16 protein-coding genes are annotated in these 18,890 nt (G+C 60.4%); 5 read left to right on the top strand and 11 right to left on the bottom strand.

The annotated features are described in order from the left end of the window. Nucleotides 1-77: 77 nt before the first annotated feature. On the bottom strand, nucleotides 78-1,088 hold the full coding sequence (nagZ, locus tag HX805_RS20705) for a beta-N-acetylhexosaminidase (protein ID WP_177117264.1): 1,011 nt from the start codon (nucleotides 1,086-1,088) through the stop codon (nucleotides 78-80). Between the two features lie 170 nt (nucleotides 1,089-1,258). Next, nucleotides 1,259-1,966, bottom strand: coding sequence for a transcriptional regulator PsrA (gene psrA, locus HX805_RS20700; protein ID WP_003218964.1), 708 nt, complete (start codon nucleotides 1,964-1,966; stop codon nucleotides 1,259-1,261). A 262-nt stretch (nucleotides 1,967-2,228) separates the two neighbouring features. Here psrA and lexA point away from each other — a divergent pair, with 262 nt between their 5' ends. Together lexA and sulA are read left to right on the top strand one after the other, a co-directional pair. Next, the gene (gene lexA / locus HX805_RS20695) at nucleotides 2,229-2,837 is read left to right on the top strand and encodes a transcriptional repressor LexA (protein ID WP_003172575.1); all 609 of its coding nucleotides are present in this window, start codon (nucleotides 2,229-2,231) and stop codon (nucleotides 2,835-2,837) included. Between the two features lie 10 nt (nucleotides 2,838-2,847). Further along, the gene (gene sulA / locus HX805_RS20690; protein ID WP_003218967.1) at nucleotides 2,848-3,321 is read left to right on the top strand and encodes an SOS-induced cell division inhibitor SulA; all 474 of its coding nucleotides are present in this window, start codon (nucleotides 2,848-2,850) and stop codon (nucleotides 3,319-3,321) included. A gap of 112 nt (nucleotides 3,322-3,433) precedes the next feature. Here sulA and HX805_RS20685 read toward each other — a convergent pair whose 3' ends face one another. From HX805_RS20685 to HX805_RS20655, 7 genes are all read right to left on the bottom strand, one after another. Then, nucleotides 3,434-3,667, bottom strand: coding sequence for a hypothetical protein (locus HX805_RS20685; RefSeq protein ID WP_003218969.1), 234 nt, complete (start codon nucleotides 3,665-3,667; stop codon nucleotides 3,434-3,436). A 188-nt stretch (nucleotides 3,668-3,855) separates the two neighbouring features. Continuing rightward, on the bottom strand, nucleotides 3,856-4,377 hold the full coding sequence (locus HX805_RS20680) for a DUF6586 family protein (RefSeq protein ID WP_003218971.1): 522 nt from the start codon (nucleotides 4,375-4,377) through the stop codon (nucleotides 3,856-3,858). 126 nt (nucleotides 4,378-4,503) lie between these two features. Further along, complete coding sequence (gene topA, locus HX805_RS20675; RefSeq protein ID WP_003218973.1) at nucleotides 4,504-7,125, bottom strand: type I DNA topoisomerase; 2,622 nt, start codon at nucleotides 7,123-7,125, stop codon at nucleotides 4,504-4,506. A 114-nt stretch (nucleotides 7,126-7,239) separates the two neighbouring features. Continuing rightward, on the bottom strand, nucleotides 7,240-7,476 hold the full coding sequence (locus HX805_RS20670) for a DUF1653 domain-containing protein (protein ID WP_008437597.1): 237 nt from the start codon (nucleotides 7,474-7,476) through the stop codon (nucleotides 7,240-7,242). A gap of 97 nt (nucleotides 7,477-7,573) precedes the next feature. Next, a complete protein-coding gene (gene fadA, locus HX805_RS20665; protein WP_003218978.1) occupies nucleotides 7,574-8,749 on the bottom strand; it encodes an acetyl-CoA C-acyltransferase FadA in 1,176 nt (391 codons plus the stop codon). A gap of 29 nt (nucleotides 8,750-8,778) precedes the next feature. After that, nucleotides 8,779-10,926 (bottom strand): fatty acid oxidation complex subunit alpha FadB, encoded by a 2,148-nt coding sequence (gene fadB / locus HX805_RS20660; RefSeq protein WP_003218979.1) that lies wholly within the window; start codon nucleotides 10,924-10,926, stop codon nucleotides 8,779-8,781. A gap of 452 nt (nucleotides 10,927-11,378) precedes the next feature. Next, complete coding sequence (locus HX805_RS20655) at nucleotides 11,379-11,816, bottom strand: hypothetical protein (protein WP_003218981.1); 438 nt, start codon at nucleotides 11,814-11,816, stop codon at nucleotides 11,379-11,381. Nucleotides 11,817-11,920: 104 nt separating this feature from the next. On the opposite strand from HX805_RS20655, the gene HX805_RS20650 reads away from it, so the two are divergent. Further along, the gene (locus HX805_RS20650; protein ID WP_003218985.1) at nucleotides 11,921-12,358 is read left to right on the top strand and encodes a universal stress protein; all 438 of its coding nucleotides are present in this window, start codon (nucleotides 11,921-11,923) and stop codon (nucleotides 12,356-12,358) included. A gap of 198 nt (nucleotides 12,359-12,556) precedes the next feature. On the opposite strand, the gene HX805_RS20645 is transcribed toward HX805_RS20650, so the two are convergent. Next, the gene (locus tag HX805_RS20645; protein WP_003218986.1) at nucleotides 12,557-14,476 is read right to left on the bottom strand and encodes an ATP-binding cassette domain-containing protein; all 1,920 of its coding nucleotides are present in this window, start codon (nucleotides 14,474-14,476) and stop codon (nucleotides 12,557-12,559) included. Nucleotides 14,477-14,688: 212 nt separating this feature from the next. On the opposite strand from HX805_RS20645, the gene HX805_RS20640 reads away from it, so the two are divergent. After that, nucleotides 14,689-16,617, top strand: a complete 1,929-nt coding sequence (locus tag HX805_RS20640) for a transglycosylase SLT domain-containing protein (RefSeq protein WP_076017232.1) — start codon at nucleotides 14,689-14,691, stop codon at nucleotides 16,615-16,617. A 63-nt stretch (nucleotides 16,618-16,680) separates the two neighbouring features. On the opposite strand, the gene HX805_RS20635 is transcribed toward HX805_RS20640, so the two are convergent. After that, on the bottom strand, nucleotides 16,681-18,489 hold the full coding sequence (locus HX805_RS20635; RefSeq protein WP_168197501.1) for an ABC transporter transmembrane domain-containing protein: 1,809 nt from the start codon (nucleotides 18,487-18,489) through the stop codon (nucleotides 16,681-16,683). Between the two features lie 216 nt (nucleotides 18,490-18,705). On the opposite strand from HX805_RS20635, the gene HX805_RS20630 reads away from it, so the two are divergent. After that, a complete protein-coding gene (locus HX805_RS20630) occupies nucleotides 18,706-18,879 on the top strand; it encodes a PA1571 family protein (RefSeq protein ID WP_003218992.1) in 174 nt (57 codons plus the stop codon). Nucleotides 18,880-18,890: the final 11 nt, after the last annotated feature.

Genomic DNA, 18,890 nt, shown 5'->3' with positions numbered 1-18,890 from the left:
CATTTGACCGCATATACCCTGGAGGAATGCGGTCGGATGTGGGAGCGGGCTTGCTCGCGAAGGGCGCACCGCAGTTGTCAGTCGATTAACTGAGCATCTCGCAGCGCACCCAACGCCGCCAACCAACGCGGATCCTGCTTGTACTCGGTCGACGCCACCGCCTGGCCACGCATCCGCGCGATACGCGCCGACGGCGTGACCTTCATGCGCTGGGCAGCACTCAGGGCCAACTCGGCGGCGGCGCGGTCGTTGCACACCAGGCCCATGTCGCAACCGGCAGTCAACGCCGCCTCAATACGACTGGCAGCATCACCCACCACATGAGCCCCCGCCATCGACAGGTCGTCACTGAAGATCACCCCGTCGAACTGCAACTCGCTACGCAGGATGTCCTGCAACCAGCGCCGGGAGAAGCCGGCCGGTTGCGCGTCCACTTGTGGATAAATCACATGGGCCGGCATGACGGCTGCCAGTTGCTTGCTCAGGCGCGCGAAAGGCACCAGGTCATTGGCGCGAATCTGTTCCAGGCTGCGCTCGTCGTTGGGAATGGCGACGTGGGAATCGGCTTCGGCCCAGCCGTGGCCGGGGAAGTGCTTGCCGGTGGCCGCCATACCGGCGCTGTTCATACCACGGATGAAGGCGCCCGCGAGCACGGCGGCGCGCTCGGGGTCGCCTTCGAAGGCGCGAGTGCCCACAACGGCGCTGCGTTGGTAATCGAGGTCCAGCACCGGGGCGAAGCTCAGGTCCAGGCCAACCGCCAGCACTTCGGTTGCCATGATCCAACCGCACTGCTCGGCCAGTTGCTCCGCATTCGGGTTGTCGGCCAAGGCACGCATCGCCGGTAGACGCACAAACCCCTGACGCAAGCGTTGCACTCGGCCGCCTTCCTGATCGACCGCCAGCAACAGGTCCGGGCGCACGGCGCGAATCGCCGCGCTCAATTCACGCACCTGCCGAGGATGCTCGATATTGCGTGCAAAAATGATCAGGCCGCCCACCTCGGGCTGACGCAACAAGTGGCGATCCTCAGCCGTCAGCCAGGTGCCGGCAACGTCCACCATCAAAGAGCCTTGCAGGGCTTGGGTCATATAGCTTCCTTAAATAACGCGCGCAGCCCGAAGCCCCCGCGAGATCGCATCGCCAGGATTGAATCTGGAGACGGACGCTCAGCAAGCGCAACGGGCTGTGGATAAATAGCTGAAATCGGCATGGGCGGCTAGCTTAGCGGATGCAGGCGGCCGCGCACACCCGGGAGGGGTTAAACCTTGGCCGGGACCGGTACTGACTTGCTGCGCGGGCGCAATTGGGCGGCGGCCATGGCCTGGTCGGTGACGCCGGTTTCGGCACGCATGCCGGCGGCGAGAAACGGCACCATCAGGCGCATGACCTGCTCGATGGAGGTGTTGACGCCGAAGTCGGTCTCGGCAATCGCACGCAGTGCCTTGATCCCGGACATGCTGAATGCCGCGGCACCGAGCATGAAGTGCACGCGCCAGAACAGTTCGATTGGCGGGATACGCGGGGCGGCTTCGTTGACCAGCAACATATAGCGGCGGAACACCTTGCCGTACATGTCTTCAAGGTAGCGACGCAGGTGACCCTGGCTCTGGCTGAACGCCAGGCCCAACAGGCGCATGAAGATCGACAGGTCGTTGCCGCTGCGTGGCTGAACCACCAGGGCTTGCTCGACGAGGATCTCCAGCAGGTCTTCCAGGCTTGGCTTGTTTTCAGGCTTGGCCTGGCGACGCTCCAGCTCACGATCGAGGCTGATGCAGAAAGGCCCCAGGAACCGAGAGAACACGGCCTGGATCAGCGCCTTCTTGGAGCCGAAATGGTAGTTCACTGCCGCCAGGTTGACCCCGGCCTTGCTGGTAATCAGCCGCAATGAAGTTTCAGCAAATCCTTTTTCCGCGAACAACTGCTCGGCAGCATCGAGAATGCGTTCAACGGTTTCCGACTGGGCCATGGCTACTCCGCCTGACAAACACTTGTTTGAAACATACGTTTCAAGCTATGTCTTGTCAAGCCTGCAGGTCGGTTTGCGGCTGGCCGGTCAGCTATTTCATGGCCATTTAATCACATTCGCCAAGGTCTGTAGGCAGCGCTGTCTCCAGTGTGTAGGACAGGTGATAAATGACCGTCCAGCGGAGTGACTGAAAACGGTGATTGCCAAGCGCAGTCCACTGTATATAATCCCAGTCACTGTATAAAAAGACAGAGCGATCAACATGCTAAAACTGACGCCACGCCAAGCTGAGATTCTGGCTTTTATCAAGCGCTGCCTCGATGACAACGGCTACCCGCCGACCCGGGCGGAAATTGCGCTGGAACTGGGATTCAAGTCACCCAACGCCGCTGAAGAACACCTCAAGGCCCTCGCCCGCAAAGGCGCGATCGAGATGACCCCGGGTGCTTCACGCGGTATTCGCATCCCTGGCTTCGAAGCCAAGGCCGACGAGTCGACACTGCCGATCATCGGCCGGGTCGCTGCCGGTGCGCCGATCCTGGCGCAACAGCACGTCGAGGAATCCTGCAACATCAACCCGACCTTCTTCCATCCCCGTGCCGACTACCTGTTGCGGGTCCATGGCATGAGCATGAAGGACGTGGGCATTTTCGACGGCGACCTGCTGGCCGTCCACACCACACGTGAAGCCCGCAATGGCCAGATCGTCGTCGCCCGTATCGGCGATGAAGTGACGGTCAAACGCTTCAAGCGCGAAGGCAGCAAGGTCTGGCTCCTGGCCGAGAACCCCGAATTCGCGCCGATTGAAGTGAACCTGAAGGATCAGGACCTGGTGATTGAAGGCTTGAGCGTCGGCGTTATTCGCCGCTAACGGAGGCATCATGCAGTTCCTACAGACCCCACAACACACTCAACTGTCGCTGTTTGAGGCCTTTATGGCCCAGCCCCTTGCGCCCATCCTCAAGGAAGTGGTCGAAGCGCCCTGGAGCGCCGAACCCGAGGCGTTCAGTGAACTGTCGTTGCGCGGTGCTGCCGGGAACTGCCTGAGCCTGTTGGCGCCGATCCTTCGCGAACTGAGCGAGGAACAGGACGCCCGCTGGCTGACGCTGATCGCCCCGCCATCCAGCCTGACCCAGGCCTGGTTGCGGGATGCCGGCCTGAACCGCGAACGCATCCTGTTGCTGCAACCCCGTGGTGCTCAAAGCGCCCAGCAGTTGACCTGCGAAGCCTTGCGCCTGGGCCGTAGCCATACGGTGGTCAGCTGGCTGAACCCGCTGACCACAGCGGCCAGGCAGCAACTGATCAGCGCCGCCCGCACAGGTGATGCGCAAAGCTTGAACATTCGGTTGGGATAAAACGATACGCGGGTAACTGACAGCTGTCAGGATCCGCCATGACGCGAGGCTTCTTCAGAATTGAGAAGCCGATCTGCACAATTGAAGCCTGTAAAAAAGTCGACAGACGGACTCAGTGAAGAATCCGCGGGCCGTCTTCCTTTTCCGGTTCGCCTTCAGCCAGGCGCCCCGCCATCTGCACACCTACGCTCAACATGGCTTTTGCCACTTCCACGTGCTGGCCCTGCAGGAACGCTTTTGCGTCCTCGGAAAAATCCAAGATCACCAGAGAACCCTCGTCCTCAGCCCGGCGCAGCTCGATTCGGCCGTCGGGCAACTCAACAATTTCCAGAAAGGACGTTGGCATAAAAGTCTGTTCTCCACGAAAGGCCGGCATTATATCAGTCTTGTGGCGAGCGGGCTTGCCCGCATTGGGCTGAGCCGCGGCCCTCCGACAGCTGACACTGCCAGGCCTGAAAAGCCTTGGGGCTGCTTCGCAACCCAGCGGGAGCAAGCTCCCTCGCCACAAGAGCGGTAGTTGTCAGCGAGAAGCCTTCAGCACTCGTTCAATCCATCCCGAAACCGAATGGCCAACTTCTTCAGCTCCTGCCGCCAGCTTTCCAGCTCTTCCCGGCTCAACGGCTCGGGTCCTTCTTCGTCCAGGCTTACGGCCACGATCAGCGGCTGGGTCACATCGCCTTTGGGCGTGTGCTTCACCCGTGGCGGTTGGAACATCTCCGCGTGGGCTACCAGCAAGCGCGCCAGCCAACTGTCCGGGCTTTGCGCCATCTCCACCAGTTCGGCCAACTCCGGGATGGCCATGGACTCCAGCACATCCCGGTGGATGATCATTTCCGCACGCGGCGAGCCGGCCTGCGGCAGACGGTAGAACCCGGCGATCTCATGGCACAAGCCAAGCAAGGCGCCATAGAGGTGGAACAGCGCGGCTTCACGCCCGGCCTGTACCAGCGCGATAGCGTTCATCTCCTTCCCTTCCTCGGCACGGCCAAGGGCTTCCAGGGACAAACCCGCGAAGTAAATTTTCTGGTTGGTACGGGTATAGAGTTCGTTGGCCATGAAGGCAGTCTCCACAACGAATAAGGCGTGATGCTGGCTGAACAGTGTCACGGATCAGCCAAGGCCACTGCAAGCGCAAAAAAAGGCCGCCTATCAAGGCGGCCTTTGTGCATGTAGCTGATCGTATCAAGCGCCCTGGCGCTTGTCCTCGACCTTCCACTTGCCACCGTCGTAGAACGCTTTCCAGCCGGTAGGCTTGCCTTCAACCTCGGTCTGCACGTACTGCTCCTTGGTCTTGCGGCTGTAGCGGATTACGGACGGGCGACCGTCCGGGTCCTTCTTCGGCGCTTCGCAGAGGAAGTGGTACTTCGGATCGATCTCGTCCTTGTGGGGCACGATCTCCATCACCAGCGGTGCACGGGTCTCACGGTTTTTCGGGAACTGGCTGGCAGCCAGGAACAGCCCCGAAGCACCATCACGCAGGATGTAGGTGTCGTTGACCTTCTCGCACTTGAGCTCAGGCATCTTCACCGGGTCCATCTTCGGCGGCGCCGCGTCACCGCTTTTCAGCAGTTTGCGGGTGTTCTTGCACGTCGGGTTGGTGCAACCGAAGAACTTGCCGAAACGGCCGGTCTTGAGCTGCATCTCGCTGCCGCACTTGTCGCATTCCAGGCTCGGGCCTTCGTAGCCCTTGATGCGGTAAGTGCCTTCTTCGATCTCGTAGCCGTTGCAATCCGGGTTGTTACCGCAGATGTGCAGCTTGTGCTTCTCGTCCAGCAGGTAGGCATCCATTGCCGTGCTGCAGATCGGGCAACGGTGCTTGCCACGCAATACCAGAGACTCGGATTCACCCTCGTCATCGGCCGCGATTTCATCGCCCGGCACCAGGTTGACGGTGGCCTTGCAGCGCTCTTTCGGCGGCAGGCTGTAACCCGAGCAACCGAGGAACACACCGGTGGAGGCGGTACGAATCTGCATCGGGCGGCCGCAAGTGAGGCACGGAATGTCCGTCATCACCGGCTGGTTGGCCCGCATGCCGTTCTCGGCGCTTTCAGCCACTTCAAGTTTCTTTTTGAAGTCGCCGTAGAACTCGTCGAGCACGTTTTTCCAGTCGCGTTCGCCCTGGGCCACGTCATCGAGGTTCTCTTCCATGCCGGCGGTGAAGCCGTAGTCCATCAGGTTGGAGAAGCTCTCGGACAGGCGCTCGGTGACGATGTCGCCCATCTTTTCCGAGTAGAAACGACGGTTGTGCAAGGCCACGTAGCCGCGGTCCTGGATGGTGGAGATGATCGCCGCATAGGTCGAAGGACGACCGATACCGCGCTTTTCCATCTCCTTGACCAGGCTGGCTTCCGAGTAACGCGCCGGCGGCTTGGTGAAGTGCTGGGACGGGTCGAGCTTGATCAGCTTCAACACATCGCCCTGTGCCATGTCCGGCAGTACATCGTCGTCGCCCGGCTTGGCGATTTGCGGCATCACGCGGGTGTAACCGTCGAACTTGAGGATACGGCCCTTGGCACGCAGCTCGAAGTCACCAGCACCCACGCTGACAGTCGTCGACAGGTATTGCGCCGGCAGCATCTGGCACGCCAGGAACTGGCGCCAGATCAGCTCATAGAGGCGCTCAGCGTCGCGCTCCATGCCGCTCAGCTTGCTTGGCTCGGTGTTGGCGTCGGAGGGACGAATCGCTTCGTGAGCCTCTTGTGCGCCTTCCTTGCTGCTATAGACGTTCGGCTTCTCCGGCAGGTACTTCTTGCCGAATTCGCTTTCAATATAAGTACGCGCCATCGCCACCGCGTCTTGCGACAGGTTGGTGGAGTCGGTACGCATATACGTGATGTAGCCCGCTTCATACAGGCGCTGGGCCATCATCATGGTCTTCTTCACCCCGAAGCCCAGGCGGTTGCTCGCGGCCTGTTGCAGGGTGGAGGTGATGAACGGCGCCGACGGCTTGCTGCTGGTGGGCTTGTCTTCACGCTTGACGATGCTGTAGCTGGAAGCCTTGAGCTTCTCCAGCGCGGCCATGGCCTGGGCTTCGTTGAGCGGCTTGAAGGCCTCGCCTTTCTCGCGGGCCACTTCAAAGCGTACGTTGTTGCCCTTGGCAGTGCCCAGGTCAGCGTGCACTTCCCAATATTCTTCGGGGTTGAACGCACGAATCTCGCGTTCACGCTCCACCACCAGCTTTACCGCAACCGATTGCACACGGCCGGCGGACAGGCCACGGGCGATTTTCGCCCACAGCAGCGGCGAGACCATGTAACCCACGACACGGTCGAGGAAGCGACGCGCCTGTTGGGCATTGACGCGGTCAATGTCCAGTTCGCCCGGCTTGGAGAAGGCTTCCTGGATCGCCTTCTTGGTAATTTCGTTGAACACCACGCGCTTGTAGCGGCTGTCGTCACCCCCGATGGCTTCCCGCAGGTGCCAGGCAATAGCCTCCCCTTCGCGGTCCAAGTCGGTTGCGAGATAGATGGTGTCAGCATCCTTGGCGAGCCGGCGCAGCTCTTCGATGACCTTTTCCTTGCCCGGGAGGATCTCGTACTTGGCTTTCCAGCCATGATCGGGATCGACACCCATGCGCGAGACCAGCTGCTTGCGCGCTTTCTCTTTAGGCGTGAGCACCGGACCTTCGCCCGCAGCCGCCTTGCCGCGCTTGGCGGCAGGCTCCTTGCTGGCGCTAGCCGAACCGCTGGTGGGCAGGTCTCGGATATGGCCGATACTCGACTTCACCACGTACTCGTTACCCAAGTACTTGTTGATGGTCTTGGCCTTAGCCGGGGATTCCACAATGACCAGCGATTTGCCCATGGATCGGAAAATTCCTGAATTCGAGAAGTGAAAGGCGGTTGGCGCCTGACGCGGCAACGCTATATATAGTGGCAACAAGGTGAGGTCAAGCGCAGCATTCTGCGCGGCCTGCCTTTATTGCACGGAAAAAAGGCTGGGTTCGGCCTGCATCAAAGCAAAGCGCGGGACCTGTTCGCCGTCAACTTCGACGGTCTCAAGGAACATGCTCAAGGGACGCACCCAAAAGCCGTAATCGCCATACAGTGCTTGGTAAAACACCACTTCCTCTTCGGTCTCGGAATGCCGCGCCACATTAAAAACGCGGTACTGCGGACCTTTATAATGCTGGTAGAGCCCTGGTTCGACTTTCATGCTCTGGCCCTCTTACAAAATTTGTTAAAAAAAAATATAAAAAATTCCAAAAAACAAAAACCGGGGCACTGGGCCCCGGCTTCCGTCAACGAAACGTTTAGATACGTTCGAAGACGGTGGAGATGCCTTGGCCGAGGCCAATGCACATGGTTGCAACCCCAAGGTTGCCGCCATTTTGCTTCATCACGTTAAGCAACGTGCCGGAGATACGAGCGCCGGAACACCCAAACGGGTGACCCAAGGCAATCGCGCCGCCGTGCAGGTTAACCTTCTCGTTCATCTTGTCGAGCACTTTCAAATCTTTCAGCACTGGCAGGGCCTGTGCGGCGAAAGCTTCGTTGAGCTCGAAGAAGTCGATGTCGGAGATAGTCAGGCCTGCGCGCTTCAATGCTTTTTGTGTGGCCGGTACTGGACCATAGCCCATGATTGCCGGGTCCACACCTGCGACTGCCATCGAACGAATCACGGCCATCGGCTGGATACCCAGGTCCTGGGCACGCTGGGCCGACATCACGATCATGCACGAAGCACCGTCAGTGATCTGCGACGAAGTACCGGCTGTCACGGTGCCGCCCTTTGGATTGAAGGCCGGCTTCAGGGCCGCCAGGCTTTCCAGGGTGGTGTCCGGACGAATGGTTTCGTCGTAGTCGAACAGTTTCAGGAAACCGTTCTCGTCGTAGCCGTTCATCGGGATGATTTCATCCTTGAACTTGCCTTCCACGGTTGCCTTGTGGGCCAACTGGTGGGAACGCAGGCCGAATGCATCCTGGGCTTCGCGGGTAATGCCGTGCATTTTGCCAAGCATTTCAGCGGTGAGGCCCATCATGCCCGAGGCTTTCGCCGCGTACAGGGACATGTGCGGGTTCGGATCCACACCGTGCATCATGCTGACGTGGCCCATGTGCTCCACGCCGCCAACCACGAACACATCACCGTTACCGGTCATGATCGCTTGGGCAGCGGTGTGCAGCGCGCTCATGGACGAGCCACACAGCCGGCTGACGGTCTGGCCGGCAGCGGTGTGCGGGATCTGCGTCATCAGGGAAGCCATGCGGGCGATGTTCCAGCCCTGCTCCAGGGTCTGGTTGACGCAGCCCCAGATCACGTCTTCGACTTCGTTCGGGTCGACCTTGACGTTGCGTTCCAGCAATTTGCTGATCAGGTGCGCCGACATGTCTTCGGCACGGGTGTTGCGGTGCATGCCGCCCTTGGAGCGGCCCATCGGAGTACGACCGAAGTCGACAATCACGACGTCTCTTGGATTCAAGCTCATAAATATTCTCGCTCTAGTCGTCTGGGCACTTAACCGAAGAAGCTCTGGCCGTTCTTGGCCATCTCGCGCAGCTTCGCAGTCGGGTGGTACAGCGGGCCCAGATCAGCGTATTGATCAGCCAGGGCAACGAACTCGGCCACACCGATGGAATCGATGTAACGCAGCGCACCACCACGGAATGGAGGGAAACCAATACCGTAGACCAGGCCCATGTCGGCCTCGGCTGCGGTTTCAACGATGCCGTCTTCCAGGCAGCGCACGGTTTCCAGGCACAGGGCGATCATCATCCAGTTGACGATGTCCTCGTCGGACACTTCACGCTGTTCGTAGATGACCGGCGCGAGTACTTCGTGAACCGATGGGTCGGCCACTTTCTTCTGCTTGCCCTTCTTGTCGGTCTCGTAGGCGTAGAAGCCCTTGCCATTCTTCTGGCCCAGGCGCTTGGCTTCGTAGAGCGCGTCGATCGCCGAGCGGCGGTCGTCTTTCATGCGGTCCGGGAAGCCTTCAGCCATTACGTCGCGACCGTGGTGGCCGGTGTCGATGCCGACCACGTCCATCAGGTACGCCGGGCCCATTGGCCAGCCGAATTTTTCCATGACCTTGTCGATGCGCACGAAGTCCACACCGGCGCTGACCAGCTTGGCGAAACCGCCGAAGTACGGGAACAGTACGCGGTTGACCAGGAAGCCCGGGCAGTCATTGACGACGATCGGGTTCTTGCCCATTTTCTTGGCGTAGGCAACGGTGGTGGCAACGGCCAGCTCGCTGGACTTCTCGCCACGGATCACTTCCACCAGCGGCATCATGTGCACCGGGTTGAAGAAGTGCATGCCGACGAAGTTTTCCGGACGCTTGAGGGCCTTGGCCAGCAAGGTGATGGAAATGGTCGAGGTGTTGGACGCCAGGATCGTGTCTTCTTTCACCTGGGCTTCAACTTCAGCCAGTACCGCCTGCTTGACCTTCGGGTTCTCGACAACCGCTTCGACCACCAGGTCGACGTGGCCGAAATCACCGTAGGACAGGGTCGGACGAATGCCGTTAAGCACTTCAGCCATTTTCGCTGCAGTCATGCGGCCTTTATCAACGCGACCTACCAGCAGTTTCGCGGCTTCTGCCAGACCCTGCTCGATGCCGTGCTCGTTGATGTCTTTCATCAGGATCGGCGTGCCTTTGGACGCCGACTGATAGGCGATACCGCCGCCCATGATACCGGCGCCGAGTACGGCAGCCTGTTTCACGTCGCGAGCGATTTCGTCGTAGGCCTTGGCCTTTTTCTTCAGTTCCTGATCGTTCAGGAACAGACCGATCAAGCTCTGCGCGGCAGAGGTCTTGGCCAGTTTGACGAAGCCGGCAGCTTCGACTTCCAGGGCTTTGTCGCGACCGAAGTTCGCGGCCTTCTGGATGGTCTTGATCGCTTCAACCGGCGCCGGGTAGTTCGGGCCGGCCTGGCCAGCCACGAAACCCTTGGCGGTTTCGAACGACATCATCTGTTCGATGGCGTTGAGCTTGAGTTTTTCCAGCTTTGGCTGACGCTTGGCCTTGTAGTCAAATTCGCCGCTGATGGCGCCCTTGATCAGGTTCAGCGCGGCTTCTGCCAGCTTGTCGGGAGCCACCACAGCATCCACGGCGCCGACTTTCAGCGCGTCTTCAGCACGGTTTTCCTTGCCGGCGGCAATCCACTCGATGGCATTGTCGGCACCGATGATGCGCGGCAGGCGCACGGTACCGCCGAAGCCTGGGTAGATGCCCAGCTTGACTTCCGGCAGGCCGATTTTCGCGGTGGCAGACATCACGCGGAAGTCGGCGGCCAGGCACATTTCCAGACCGCCGCCCAGGGCGATGCCATTGATCGCGGCAACGGTCGGCACGTTGAGGTCTTCGAAATCGCTGAAAATCTTGTTGGCTTCGAGGTTGCCAGCCACAAGCTCGGCATCGGGCAGCTTGAAGTTGTCGACGAATTCGGTGATGTCAGCGCCGACGATGAACACGTCCTTGCCGCTGGAGACGATCACGCCCTTGACCGAAGCATCTGCTTTGATGGTGTCTACGGCCTGACGCAATTCATTCAGGGTTAGACGGTTGAACTTGTTGACGGACTCACCCTTGAGGTCGAATTTCAATTCGACGATGCCACTTTCAAGAGCCTTAACCGTGATGGCTTTACCTTCGTAAATCATCAACTGATCTCCACGATATGGAAGCTGAACAGTACACGTCGGACGCAGGATTCAGCGTAGGCACTGACGTTACCGTCGATGCTAACGCCAAGTTGCCAGGCACACCCGCCAACGCGATAGTCGGGATTCTGTACGAACGGTCTGAAAGACAAACGCTCAATTCATACGCCCGTTTGATTTGGGTACGTCACCTTCAGCCAAATCCGAAGAATTGTCAATCGCTCGAAAGGGCCGCAAAAACGCGACTTTTCAGTCATTTCAGAACCCGGGGCAGCCGGCATCGCCCCGCCAATGTTTAATCATTCGCGAAATCAATAATGTGAATTTTGATTTAAAGGGCTGTACAGAACCGAATATGCGGCTAGGCTAGCGGCACTGAAAACGAATTACCGGCCTGCCTGGCCAACTCCAGCCCGATGATGCTTTCGGGCTTTTTAATGCCCCCAGGAATCTCAGGCCAGCGCCTTGAGCACCGCGTCAATGTCCTGCAACACGCTCAACTCGCCCTTCTCGCCCCAGTACAGGGTGATCATTTGCTTGTCGGCTTCGACTTTGTAGACGTTTGCCGGCAGCGTCGCAAAATGTGGCAACAACTTTTCATCGACGCAGGTTTCCTGCCACTGATTGACCCAAACCCCCGGCTCCAACTGCCAGTAACTCCAGGTCACCCGCGTGGTGCCACGCCGTGGCCGGTGATACTGGGCACACGGGCTTGGCGGCTCGTGCTTGAGCCAGTGTGGCCATTCCTGGGGCGTCAGTTGCATGGCCAGGCCAATGCGCCGCGCCTCCATGCGCAAAGCCATGCGCCCGCTCGAATGGCGCGAAGGACGCAGCCACGCCAGGGGGCTTAAAACCAGCGCAAGGATTGACACCACTATCCAGACCGTCATATGTGTACTCCCGAATTTCTTGATGAGCGGATTTGACCTGACGCAACCCCATCCGCTTGAAACCAGCCATACTGAACTTATCGCTTTCCCTTGGAGGACTCCTCATGCCCTACGAACATATTCTGGTCGCCGTGGACCTGACCGAAGAATGCGACCCCGTGATCAAGCGGGCCGTAGGCCTTGCAGGCGACTCGGTGAAGCTGTCCCTGGTGCATATCGTCGAACCGATGGCCATGGCCTTTGGCGGCGATGTGCCGATGGACCTTTCCCAACTGCAACAGCAGCAGTTCGACCAGGCCAAGGAACGCCTTGATCGGCTGATCAACAAGTACCCTGCCCTGAAAAAAGACCAGAGCCACCTGACCTACGGCCAGCCGCGCCAGGAAATCCACCACCTGGCCAAGGAGCAAGGTTGCGACCTGATCGTGGTCGGCAGCCACGGCCGTCACGGCCTGGCCTTGCTGCTGGGCTCCACCGCCAATGACGTGCTGCACGGCGCACCTTGCGATGTGCTGGCCGTGAAACTGGTCAAGAGCTCGTAAGACCAACGGCAATCCAATGTGGGAGCGGGCTTGTGTGGGAGCGGGCTTGCTCGCGAAAGCGGTGGATCAGTCGACAAATATATGGACTGACACACCGCATTCGCGAGCAAGCCCGCTCCCACATCTGAACCGCGTTTCATACAAAAAACCCGGCGCTCATACAAATGAGCGCCGGGTTTTTTATTGCGCTTGAATCACTCAGGCATCCAGCTCGGCCCAGCGTTCAACCAGGGCTTCAAGCTCGCTGTTAAGCTGCTCGAGGGATGCAATCACCTTGGCGGTTTCTGCAGCCGGACGCAGGTAGAAACCCGCGTCAGCCATTTCAGCTTCAACGGCAGCAATCTGCTGTTCCTTGGCGTCGATATCACCCGGCAGTGCTTCCAGCTCACGTTGCAGCTTGTAGCTGAGCTTCTTCTTCGCAGCAGGTGCTTCCTGGGCTGGTGCCGGAGCAGCAGCCACTGGAGCAACCACGGCCGAGGTCAAGTCAGCCTTGCCGGACTTGCTCTCGGTCACGCCCAGCAGGCGCGGCGAGCCGCCCTGGCGCAGCCAGTCCTGGTAACCACCGACGTATTCACGCACCTTGCCTTCACCTTCGAAGACCAGGGTGCTGGTGACCACGTTATCGAGGAATGCCCGGTCGTGACTGACCATCAGCACGGTGCCGTTGAAGGTCAGCAGGACCTCTTCCAGCAGTTCCAGGGTTTCCACGTCGAGGTCGTTGGTCGGTTCGTCGAGTACCAGCAGGTTGGCTGGCTTGCTGAACAACTTGGCCAGCAGCAGGCGCGCACGCTCACCACCGGACAAGGCCTTGACCGGCGTACGTGCCCGCTGCGGGCTGAACAGGAAGTCGCCCAGGTAGCTCAGCACGTGGCGGCTCTGGCCGTCGATGTCGATAAAGTCGCGACCTTCGGCGACGTTGTCGATCACGGTTTTTTCCAGGTCCAACTGGTGGCGCAACTGGTCGAAGTAGGCCACGTCGATGCGCGTGCCCTCCTCCACGGTACCGCTGGTGGGTTGCAGGCCGTTGAGCATCAGCTTGAGCAAGGTGGTCTTGCCGGTACCGTTGGCGCCGAGCAGGCCGATACGGTCGCCGCGCTGCAGGACCATGGAGAAGTCCTTGATCAGGAACGGGCCGTCCGGGTGATGGAAGCTGACGTTTTCCAGCACCATCACTTGCTTGCCCGACTTGTCGGCGGTGTCCAGCTGGATATTGGCCTTGCCGGTGCGTTCACGGCGCTCGCTGCGCTCGACACGCAGGGCTTTCAGGGCACGTACGCGGCCTTCGTTACGGGTGCGGCGGGCCTTGATGCCCTGGCGGATCCAGACTTCTTCCTGGGCCAGCTTCTTATCGAACAGGGCATTGGCGGTTTCTTCCGCAGACAGCGCGGCTTCCTTGTGCACCAGGAAACTGGCGTAGTCGCCGTTCCAGTCGATCAGGCCGCCACGGTCCAGTTCGAGGATGCGGGTTGCCAGGTTCTGCAGGAAGGAACGGTCGTGCGTGATGAACAGCACGGCGCCCTGGAAATCCTTGAGGGCTTCTTCAAGCCAGGCGATTGCGCCGATGTCCAGGTGGTTGGTCGGTTCGTCGAGCAGCAACAGATCCGGCTCGGAAACCAGGGCCTGGGCCAGCAGGACGCGGCGACGCCAGCCGCCGGACAATTCGGCGAGGGTCTTGTCGGCGGGCAGTTGCAGGCGACTCAGCGTGCTGTCGACCAATTGCTGCAAGCGCCAGCCGTCGCGGGCTTCGAGGTCTTGCTGGACGTGCATCAGCTTGTCCAGGTCGGCTTCGGTGACGCAGTTCTGCGCCAGGTGATGGTATTCGGCGAGCAGTGCGCCCACGCCGTCGAGGCCTTCGGCAACCACGTCGAACACTGTCCGTCCGTCGGCCACCGGCAATTCTTGCGGCAATTCGCCAATCTTGAGGCCCGGGGCGCGCCAGACAGAGCCGTCATCGGGCTTCTGGTCGCCTTTTACCAGCTTCATCATGCTGGACTTGCCGGTGCCGTTGCGGCCGATGATGCACACCCGCTCACCACGGGCGATCTGCCAGGACACCTTGTCCAACAACGGCATAGCGCCGAAAGCAAGGGACACATCGCTGAATTTGAGCAGGGTCATACGCTTCTCCAAAAACTGGGCGCGCATTCTACCTGACTTAGGGCTCGAGGCGGCCGGCATTTTCGCCGCTGACACGTTCTGTTGGACATTTCAGATGAACTTGAACGAAGCGACCGGCAAAGCTTTCACCGGTTGCGGGCAAAAGGCTAAGCTAGGGGCAATCAGTGTCGGCGACGTCGGCACTAGTCCAGATTCCTCTGCACGGACGTCTCATGCGCAGTCGCCTTTTCAGCTTTTTATCTTGTCTGCTTCTTTCTGCCACCGCCGTTCAATCCGCCCAGGCCGTGGACCTCACCACCCAACGTCAATATTACGATGAAGCCAAACGAGCCCTCGCCAAAGGCGACAGCGGCCCGTATTTCCAATACAGCCAGGCCCTGGCCGACTACCCGTTGACGCCGTACCTCGCCTACGACGAGCTGACCGCGCGGCTGAAAACCGCCAGCAACGAGGAGATCGAACAATTCCTCGCCAAGAACGGCGACCTGCCCCAGGCCAACTGGATGAAACTGCGCTGGTTGCGCTGGCTGGCCGACCGTGGCGACTGGCAAACCTTTGAAAAGTACTACGACGCCAAACTCAATTTCGTCGAACTGGACTGCCTCCATGGCCAATTCCAGCTGACCCACAACCAAAAAGCCGAAGGCTATAAAACCACCGAGAAGCTGTGGCTGACCGGTAAATCCCAGCCTGCTGCCTGTGATGCCACCTTTGGCCAGTGGGCCGCCGACGGCCAACTGACCGAACAGAAAATCTGGGACCGCGCCAAGCTGGCCGCCGAAGCCCGCAACTATCCGCTGGCCAACAGCCTGGTGAAGACCCTGCCGACCCTCGGCGCCCAGGGCCGCCTGATGGTGGACGTGGCGCAGAAGCCCGACATGCTCAGCGACCCATCGCGCTTCCTGCCGGCCAACGAGGCCATGTCCGACGCCGTAGGCCTGGGCCTGCGCCGCCTGGCACGCCAGGACCCGGACAAGGCCATGGCCCTGCTCGACGGTTATGCCAGCAGCATGCACTTCTCTCGTGACGAAAAAGTGTCGATCGCCCGGGAAATCGGCCTGACCCTGGCGCGTCGCTACGACCCGCGCGCCCTCGACGTGATGACCAAATACGATCCGGAACTGCGGGACAACACCGTTTCCGAATGGCGCCTGCGCCTGCTGTTGCGCCTGGCCCGCTGGGAAGACGCCTACCAGTTGACCCGCAAGCTGCCCCAGGATTTGGCCACCACCAACCGCTGGCGCTACTGGCAGGCCCGCAGCCTGGAACTGGCAGAGCCGAAGAACCCGCAAGCCCTGGTGATGTACAAGGGCCTGGCCAAGGAACGAGACTTTTACGGTTTCCTGGCGGCGGATCGCTCCCAGTCCCCGTACCAACTGAACAACAAGCCACTGGTGATGAGCCAGGCGCTGATGAACAAGGTACGCAACACACCGGGCGTGCGCCGCGCCCTGGAGTTCTACGCCCGTGGCCAGATCGTTGATGGCCGCCGCGAGTGGTACCACGTCAGCCGGCATTTCAACCGCGACGAAATGGTCGCCCAGGCCAAGTTGGCCTACGACATGAAGTGGTACTTCCCGGCGATCCGCACCATCAGCCAGGCGCAGTACTGGGACGACCTGGACATCCGCTTCCCGATGGCCCACCGCGACACCCTGGTGCGCGAAGCCAAGGTCCGCGGCGTGCATTCCAGCTGGGTATTTGCGATCACCCGCCAGGAAAGCGCCTTCATGGACGACGCGCGCTCCGGCGTCGGCGCCACCGGCCTGATGCAACTGATGCCCGGTACCGCCAAGGAGACTGCGCGAAAGTTCAGCATCCCGCTGGCTTCGCAACAGCAGGTGCTCGACCCGGACAAGAACATCCAGCTCGGCGCCGCCTACCTGAGCCAGGTCCACGCCCAGTTCAACGGCAACCGCGTGCTCGCCACCGCTGCCTACAACGCCGGCCCGGGCCGTGTACGCCAATGGCTGCGCGGCGCCGATCACCTGAGTTTCGATGTGTGGGTGGAAAGCATCCCGTTCGACGAAACCCGCCAGTATGTGCAGAACGTGCTGTCTTATTCGGTGATCTACGGGCAGAAGCTCAATGCACCGCAGCCGCTGGTGGATTGGCATGAGCGGTATTTTGATGATCAGTAAGTAACGCTGTCCCATAAAAAATGCCCGCATTGAGAGATGCGGGCATTTTTTGTGGGCGGTGAATCAGTGGGTGGTCGACTCACCATCACTGAACTGCAACGCCGCCAGCCGTGCATACAGCGGATTGCTGGCGATCAGTTGCTGATGCGTCCCCACCGCCACCAGCTTGCCCTGGTCCATCACGGCAATCCGGTCGGCATTCTTCACCGTGGCCAGCCGGTGGGCGATGACCAGGGTGGTGCGCCCTTCCATCAACTGCGGCAGCGCCTGCTGGATCAGGTGTTCGCTCTGGGCGTCCAGCGCGCTGGTGGCTTCGTCCAGCAGCAGGATCGGTGCATCCACCAACAAAGCCCGGGCGATGGCCAGGCGTTGGCGCTGGCCGCCCGAAAGGCCCATGCCGCCGTCGCCCAGGTGGGTCTGGTAGCCGTCGGGCATTTGCAAAATGAAGTCGTGGGCGTGGGCGATGCGCGCCGCCTCCTCGACCTGGGCAAAGGTGGCCGACGGATTGCCGTAGCGGATGTTCTCTTCGACAGTGCCAAAGAACAGCGCCGGGCTCTGGGACACCAGGGCGAAACAGCGGCGCAGGTCCAGCGGATCCAGCTCGGTCAGCGGGTGGCCTTCAAGCAGGATGCGGCCTTGCTGGGGATCGTAGAAACGCAGCAACAGATCGAACATCGTCGATTTACCCGCACCGGACGGACCGACAAGGGCCAGGGTTTCGCCAGCATTGATGCTCAGGCTCAAGCCGTCGATAGCAAAACGATCCGGGCGCGACGGATAGGAGAAGCGCAAATCCTGGATTTCCAGGCGGCCGCTGACCCGCTCCGGCAGCTTGATCACGTTGGCTTCGGGCGCCTTGATCTCATTGCTCGACTGCAGCAATTCGCCAATCCGCTCCGCCGCACCGGCGGCGCGCTGCAACTCGCCCAACACTTCACTCAAGGTACCGACGGCACTGCCGACGATCAGGCTGTAGAACACGAACGCCGCCAGCTCACCACCGGAAATGCGCCCGCCGATCACGTCCATGCCGCCGACCCAGAGCATCACGCCCACGGCGCCCAGCACCAGCATGATCACCAGGGTAATCAGCCAGGCGCGCTGCACGATGCGTTTGCGGGCGGTGGTGAAGGCCTCTTCCACCGTCAGCGCGAAGCGCTGTTCGTCCTGGACCTGGTGGTTGTAGGCCTGCACGGTCTTGATCTGGCCGAGGGTTTCGGACACATAGCTGCCGACATCGGCGATGCGATCCTGGCTCTGGCGCGACAGGCTGCGCACCCGGCGGCCGAAGATCAGGATCGGCGCCAGCACCAGTGGCAGCGCTATCACGACGATGCTGGTGAGCTTGGGGTTGGTGACAAACAGCAGCACGATCCCGCCGATCACCATCAAGGCGTTGCGCAGGAACAGCGACAGCGAGGAGCCGATCACCGATTGCAGCAAGGTCGTGTCGGTGGTCAGCCGGGACTGGATTTCCGAGCTGCGGTTGTTTTCGTAGAAGCCCGGATGCAGGTAGATCAAGTGGTTGAACACCTGCCGCCGGATGTCCGCCACCACCCGCTCGCCGATCCACGACACCAGGTAAAACCGCGCAAAGGTGCCCACCGCCAGGCCCAGCACCAGGATCATGAACAGACCGATGGATTGGTTGAGCAGGTGCGGCGACTGGGTCATGAACCCTTGGTCCACCAGCAGGCGAATACCCTGGCCCATGGACAAGGTAATGCCGGCGGTGACGATCAGCGCCAACAAGGCGCCCAGGGCCTGCCAGCGGTAGGGAGCGACGAAGCGACTGGCCAGGCGAATCGCGCGGCGTTGACGGGCTGAGAGCATGGAGGGTTTCACCTGAAGGTTGGAGACGGGAACCTGCATAGCTACATGGGGGGAACTTGAGCGAATCACAATGAGTCAGGTTAATTATGCTCACCGAACCTAGGCCCTAGAGGCTATCGGTCTAAGGACCGGCTGGAAATTTGTATCGGTTTCTGCTGGACTGGGCATTCGATCTGCGGGCCGCGCAAGGAGTTGTAACAACGCGGTCACGCGGGGGTTTTAAAGTAGGTACACAACCTGATGAGGAGACGGGCCATGTCCTTGCAAAACAGCAGCAACGCCAAAATTCAAGTGATCCGCCAACCGCAGCAGTTGCCTTGCTCGTATATCGACGCTCAGGGCCGCGAAGTGCAAATCACCGAAGAAATGATCCAGAGCGCGTGCGCCGAACTGGAACAGAAATTGGTCAAGCCTGCCAAGCGAGGCTGATTCGCCCACGC

This window comes from Pseudomonas sp. G5001, assembly GCF_013385475.1.
In the GTDB taxonomy this organism is placed as follows: Bacteria; Pseudomonadota; Gammaproteobacteria; order Pseudomonadales; family Pseudomonadaceae; genus Aquipseudomonas.
The sequence above is the reverse complement of the archived record's forward strand: the minus strand, read 5'-3'. Positions and strand labels throughout refer to the sequence as shown.

Coding starts and splice junctions, on each gene's coding strand:
- lexA (WP_003172575.1), top strand. CDS start 2,229: ATGCTAAAACTGACGCCACGCCAAGCTGAGATTCTGGCTTTTATCAAG.
- fadA (WP_003218978.1), bottom strand. CDS start 8,749: ATGAGCTTGAATCCAAGAGACGTCGTGATTGTCGACTTCGGTCGTACT.
- HX805_RS20680 (WP_003218971.1), bottom strand. CDS start 4,377: ATGGCCAACGAACTCTATACCCGTACCAACCAGAAAATTTACTTCGCG.
- HX805_RS20650 (WP_003218985.1), top strand. CDS start 11,921: ATGCCCTACGAACATATTCTGGTCGCCGTGGACCTGACCGAAGAATGC.
- HX805_RS20670 (WP_008437597.1), bottom strand. CDS start 7,476: ATGAAAGTCGAACCAGGGCTCTACCAGCATTATAAAGGTCCGCAGTAC.
- psrA (WP_003218964.1), bottom strand. CDS start 1,966: ATGGCCCAGTCGGAAACCGTTGAACGCATTCTCGATGCTGCCGAGCAG.
- HX805_RS20645 (WP_003218986.1), bottom strand. CDS start 14,476: ATGACCCTGCTCAAATTCAGCGATGTGTCCCTTGCTTTCGGCGCTATG.
- HX805_RS20640 (WP_076017232.1), top strand. CDS start 14,689: ATGCGCAGTCGCCTTTTCAGCTTTTTATCTTGTCTGCTTCTTTCTGCC.
- sulA (WP_003218967.1), top strand. CDS start 2,848: ATGCAGTTCCTACAGACCCCACAACACACTCAACTGTCGCTGTTTGAG.
- nagZ (WP_177117264.1), bottom strand. CDS start 1,088: ATGACCCAAGCCCTGCAAGGCTCTTTGATGGTGGACGTTGCCGGCACC.
- HX805_RS20630 (WP_003218992.1), top strand. CDS start 18,706: ATGTCCTTGCAAAACAGCAGCAACGCCAAAATTCAAGTGATCCGCCAA.
- HX805_RS20635 (WP_168197501.1), bottom strand. CDS start 18,489: ATGCAGGTTCCCGTCTCCAACCTTCAGGTGAAACCCTCCATGCTCTCA.
- HX805_RS20655 (WP_003218981.1), bottom strand. CDS start 11,816: ATGACGGTCTGGATAGTGGTGTCAATCCTTGCGCTGGTTTTAAGCCCC.
- topA (WP_003218973.1), bottom strand. CDS start 7,125: ATGGGCAAATCGCTGGTCATTGTGGAATCCCCGGCTAAGGCCAAGACC.
- fadB (WP_003218979.1), bottom strand. CDS start 10,926: ATGATTTACGAAGGTAAAGCCATCACGGTTAAGGCTCTTGAAAGTGGC.
- HX805_RS20685 (WP_003218969.1), bottom strand. CDS start 3,667: ATGCCAACGTCCTTTCTGGAAATTGTTGAGTTGCCCGACGGCCGAATC.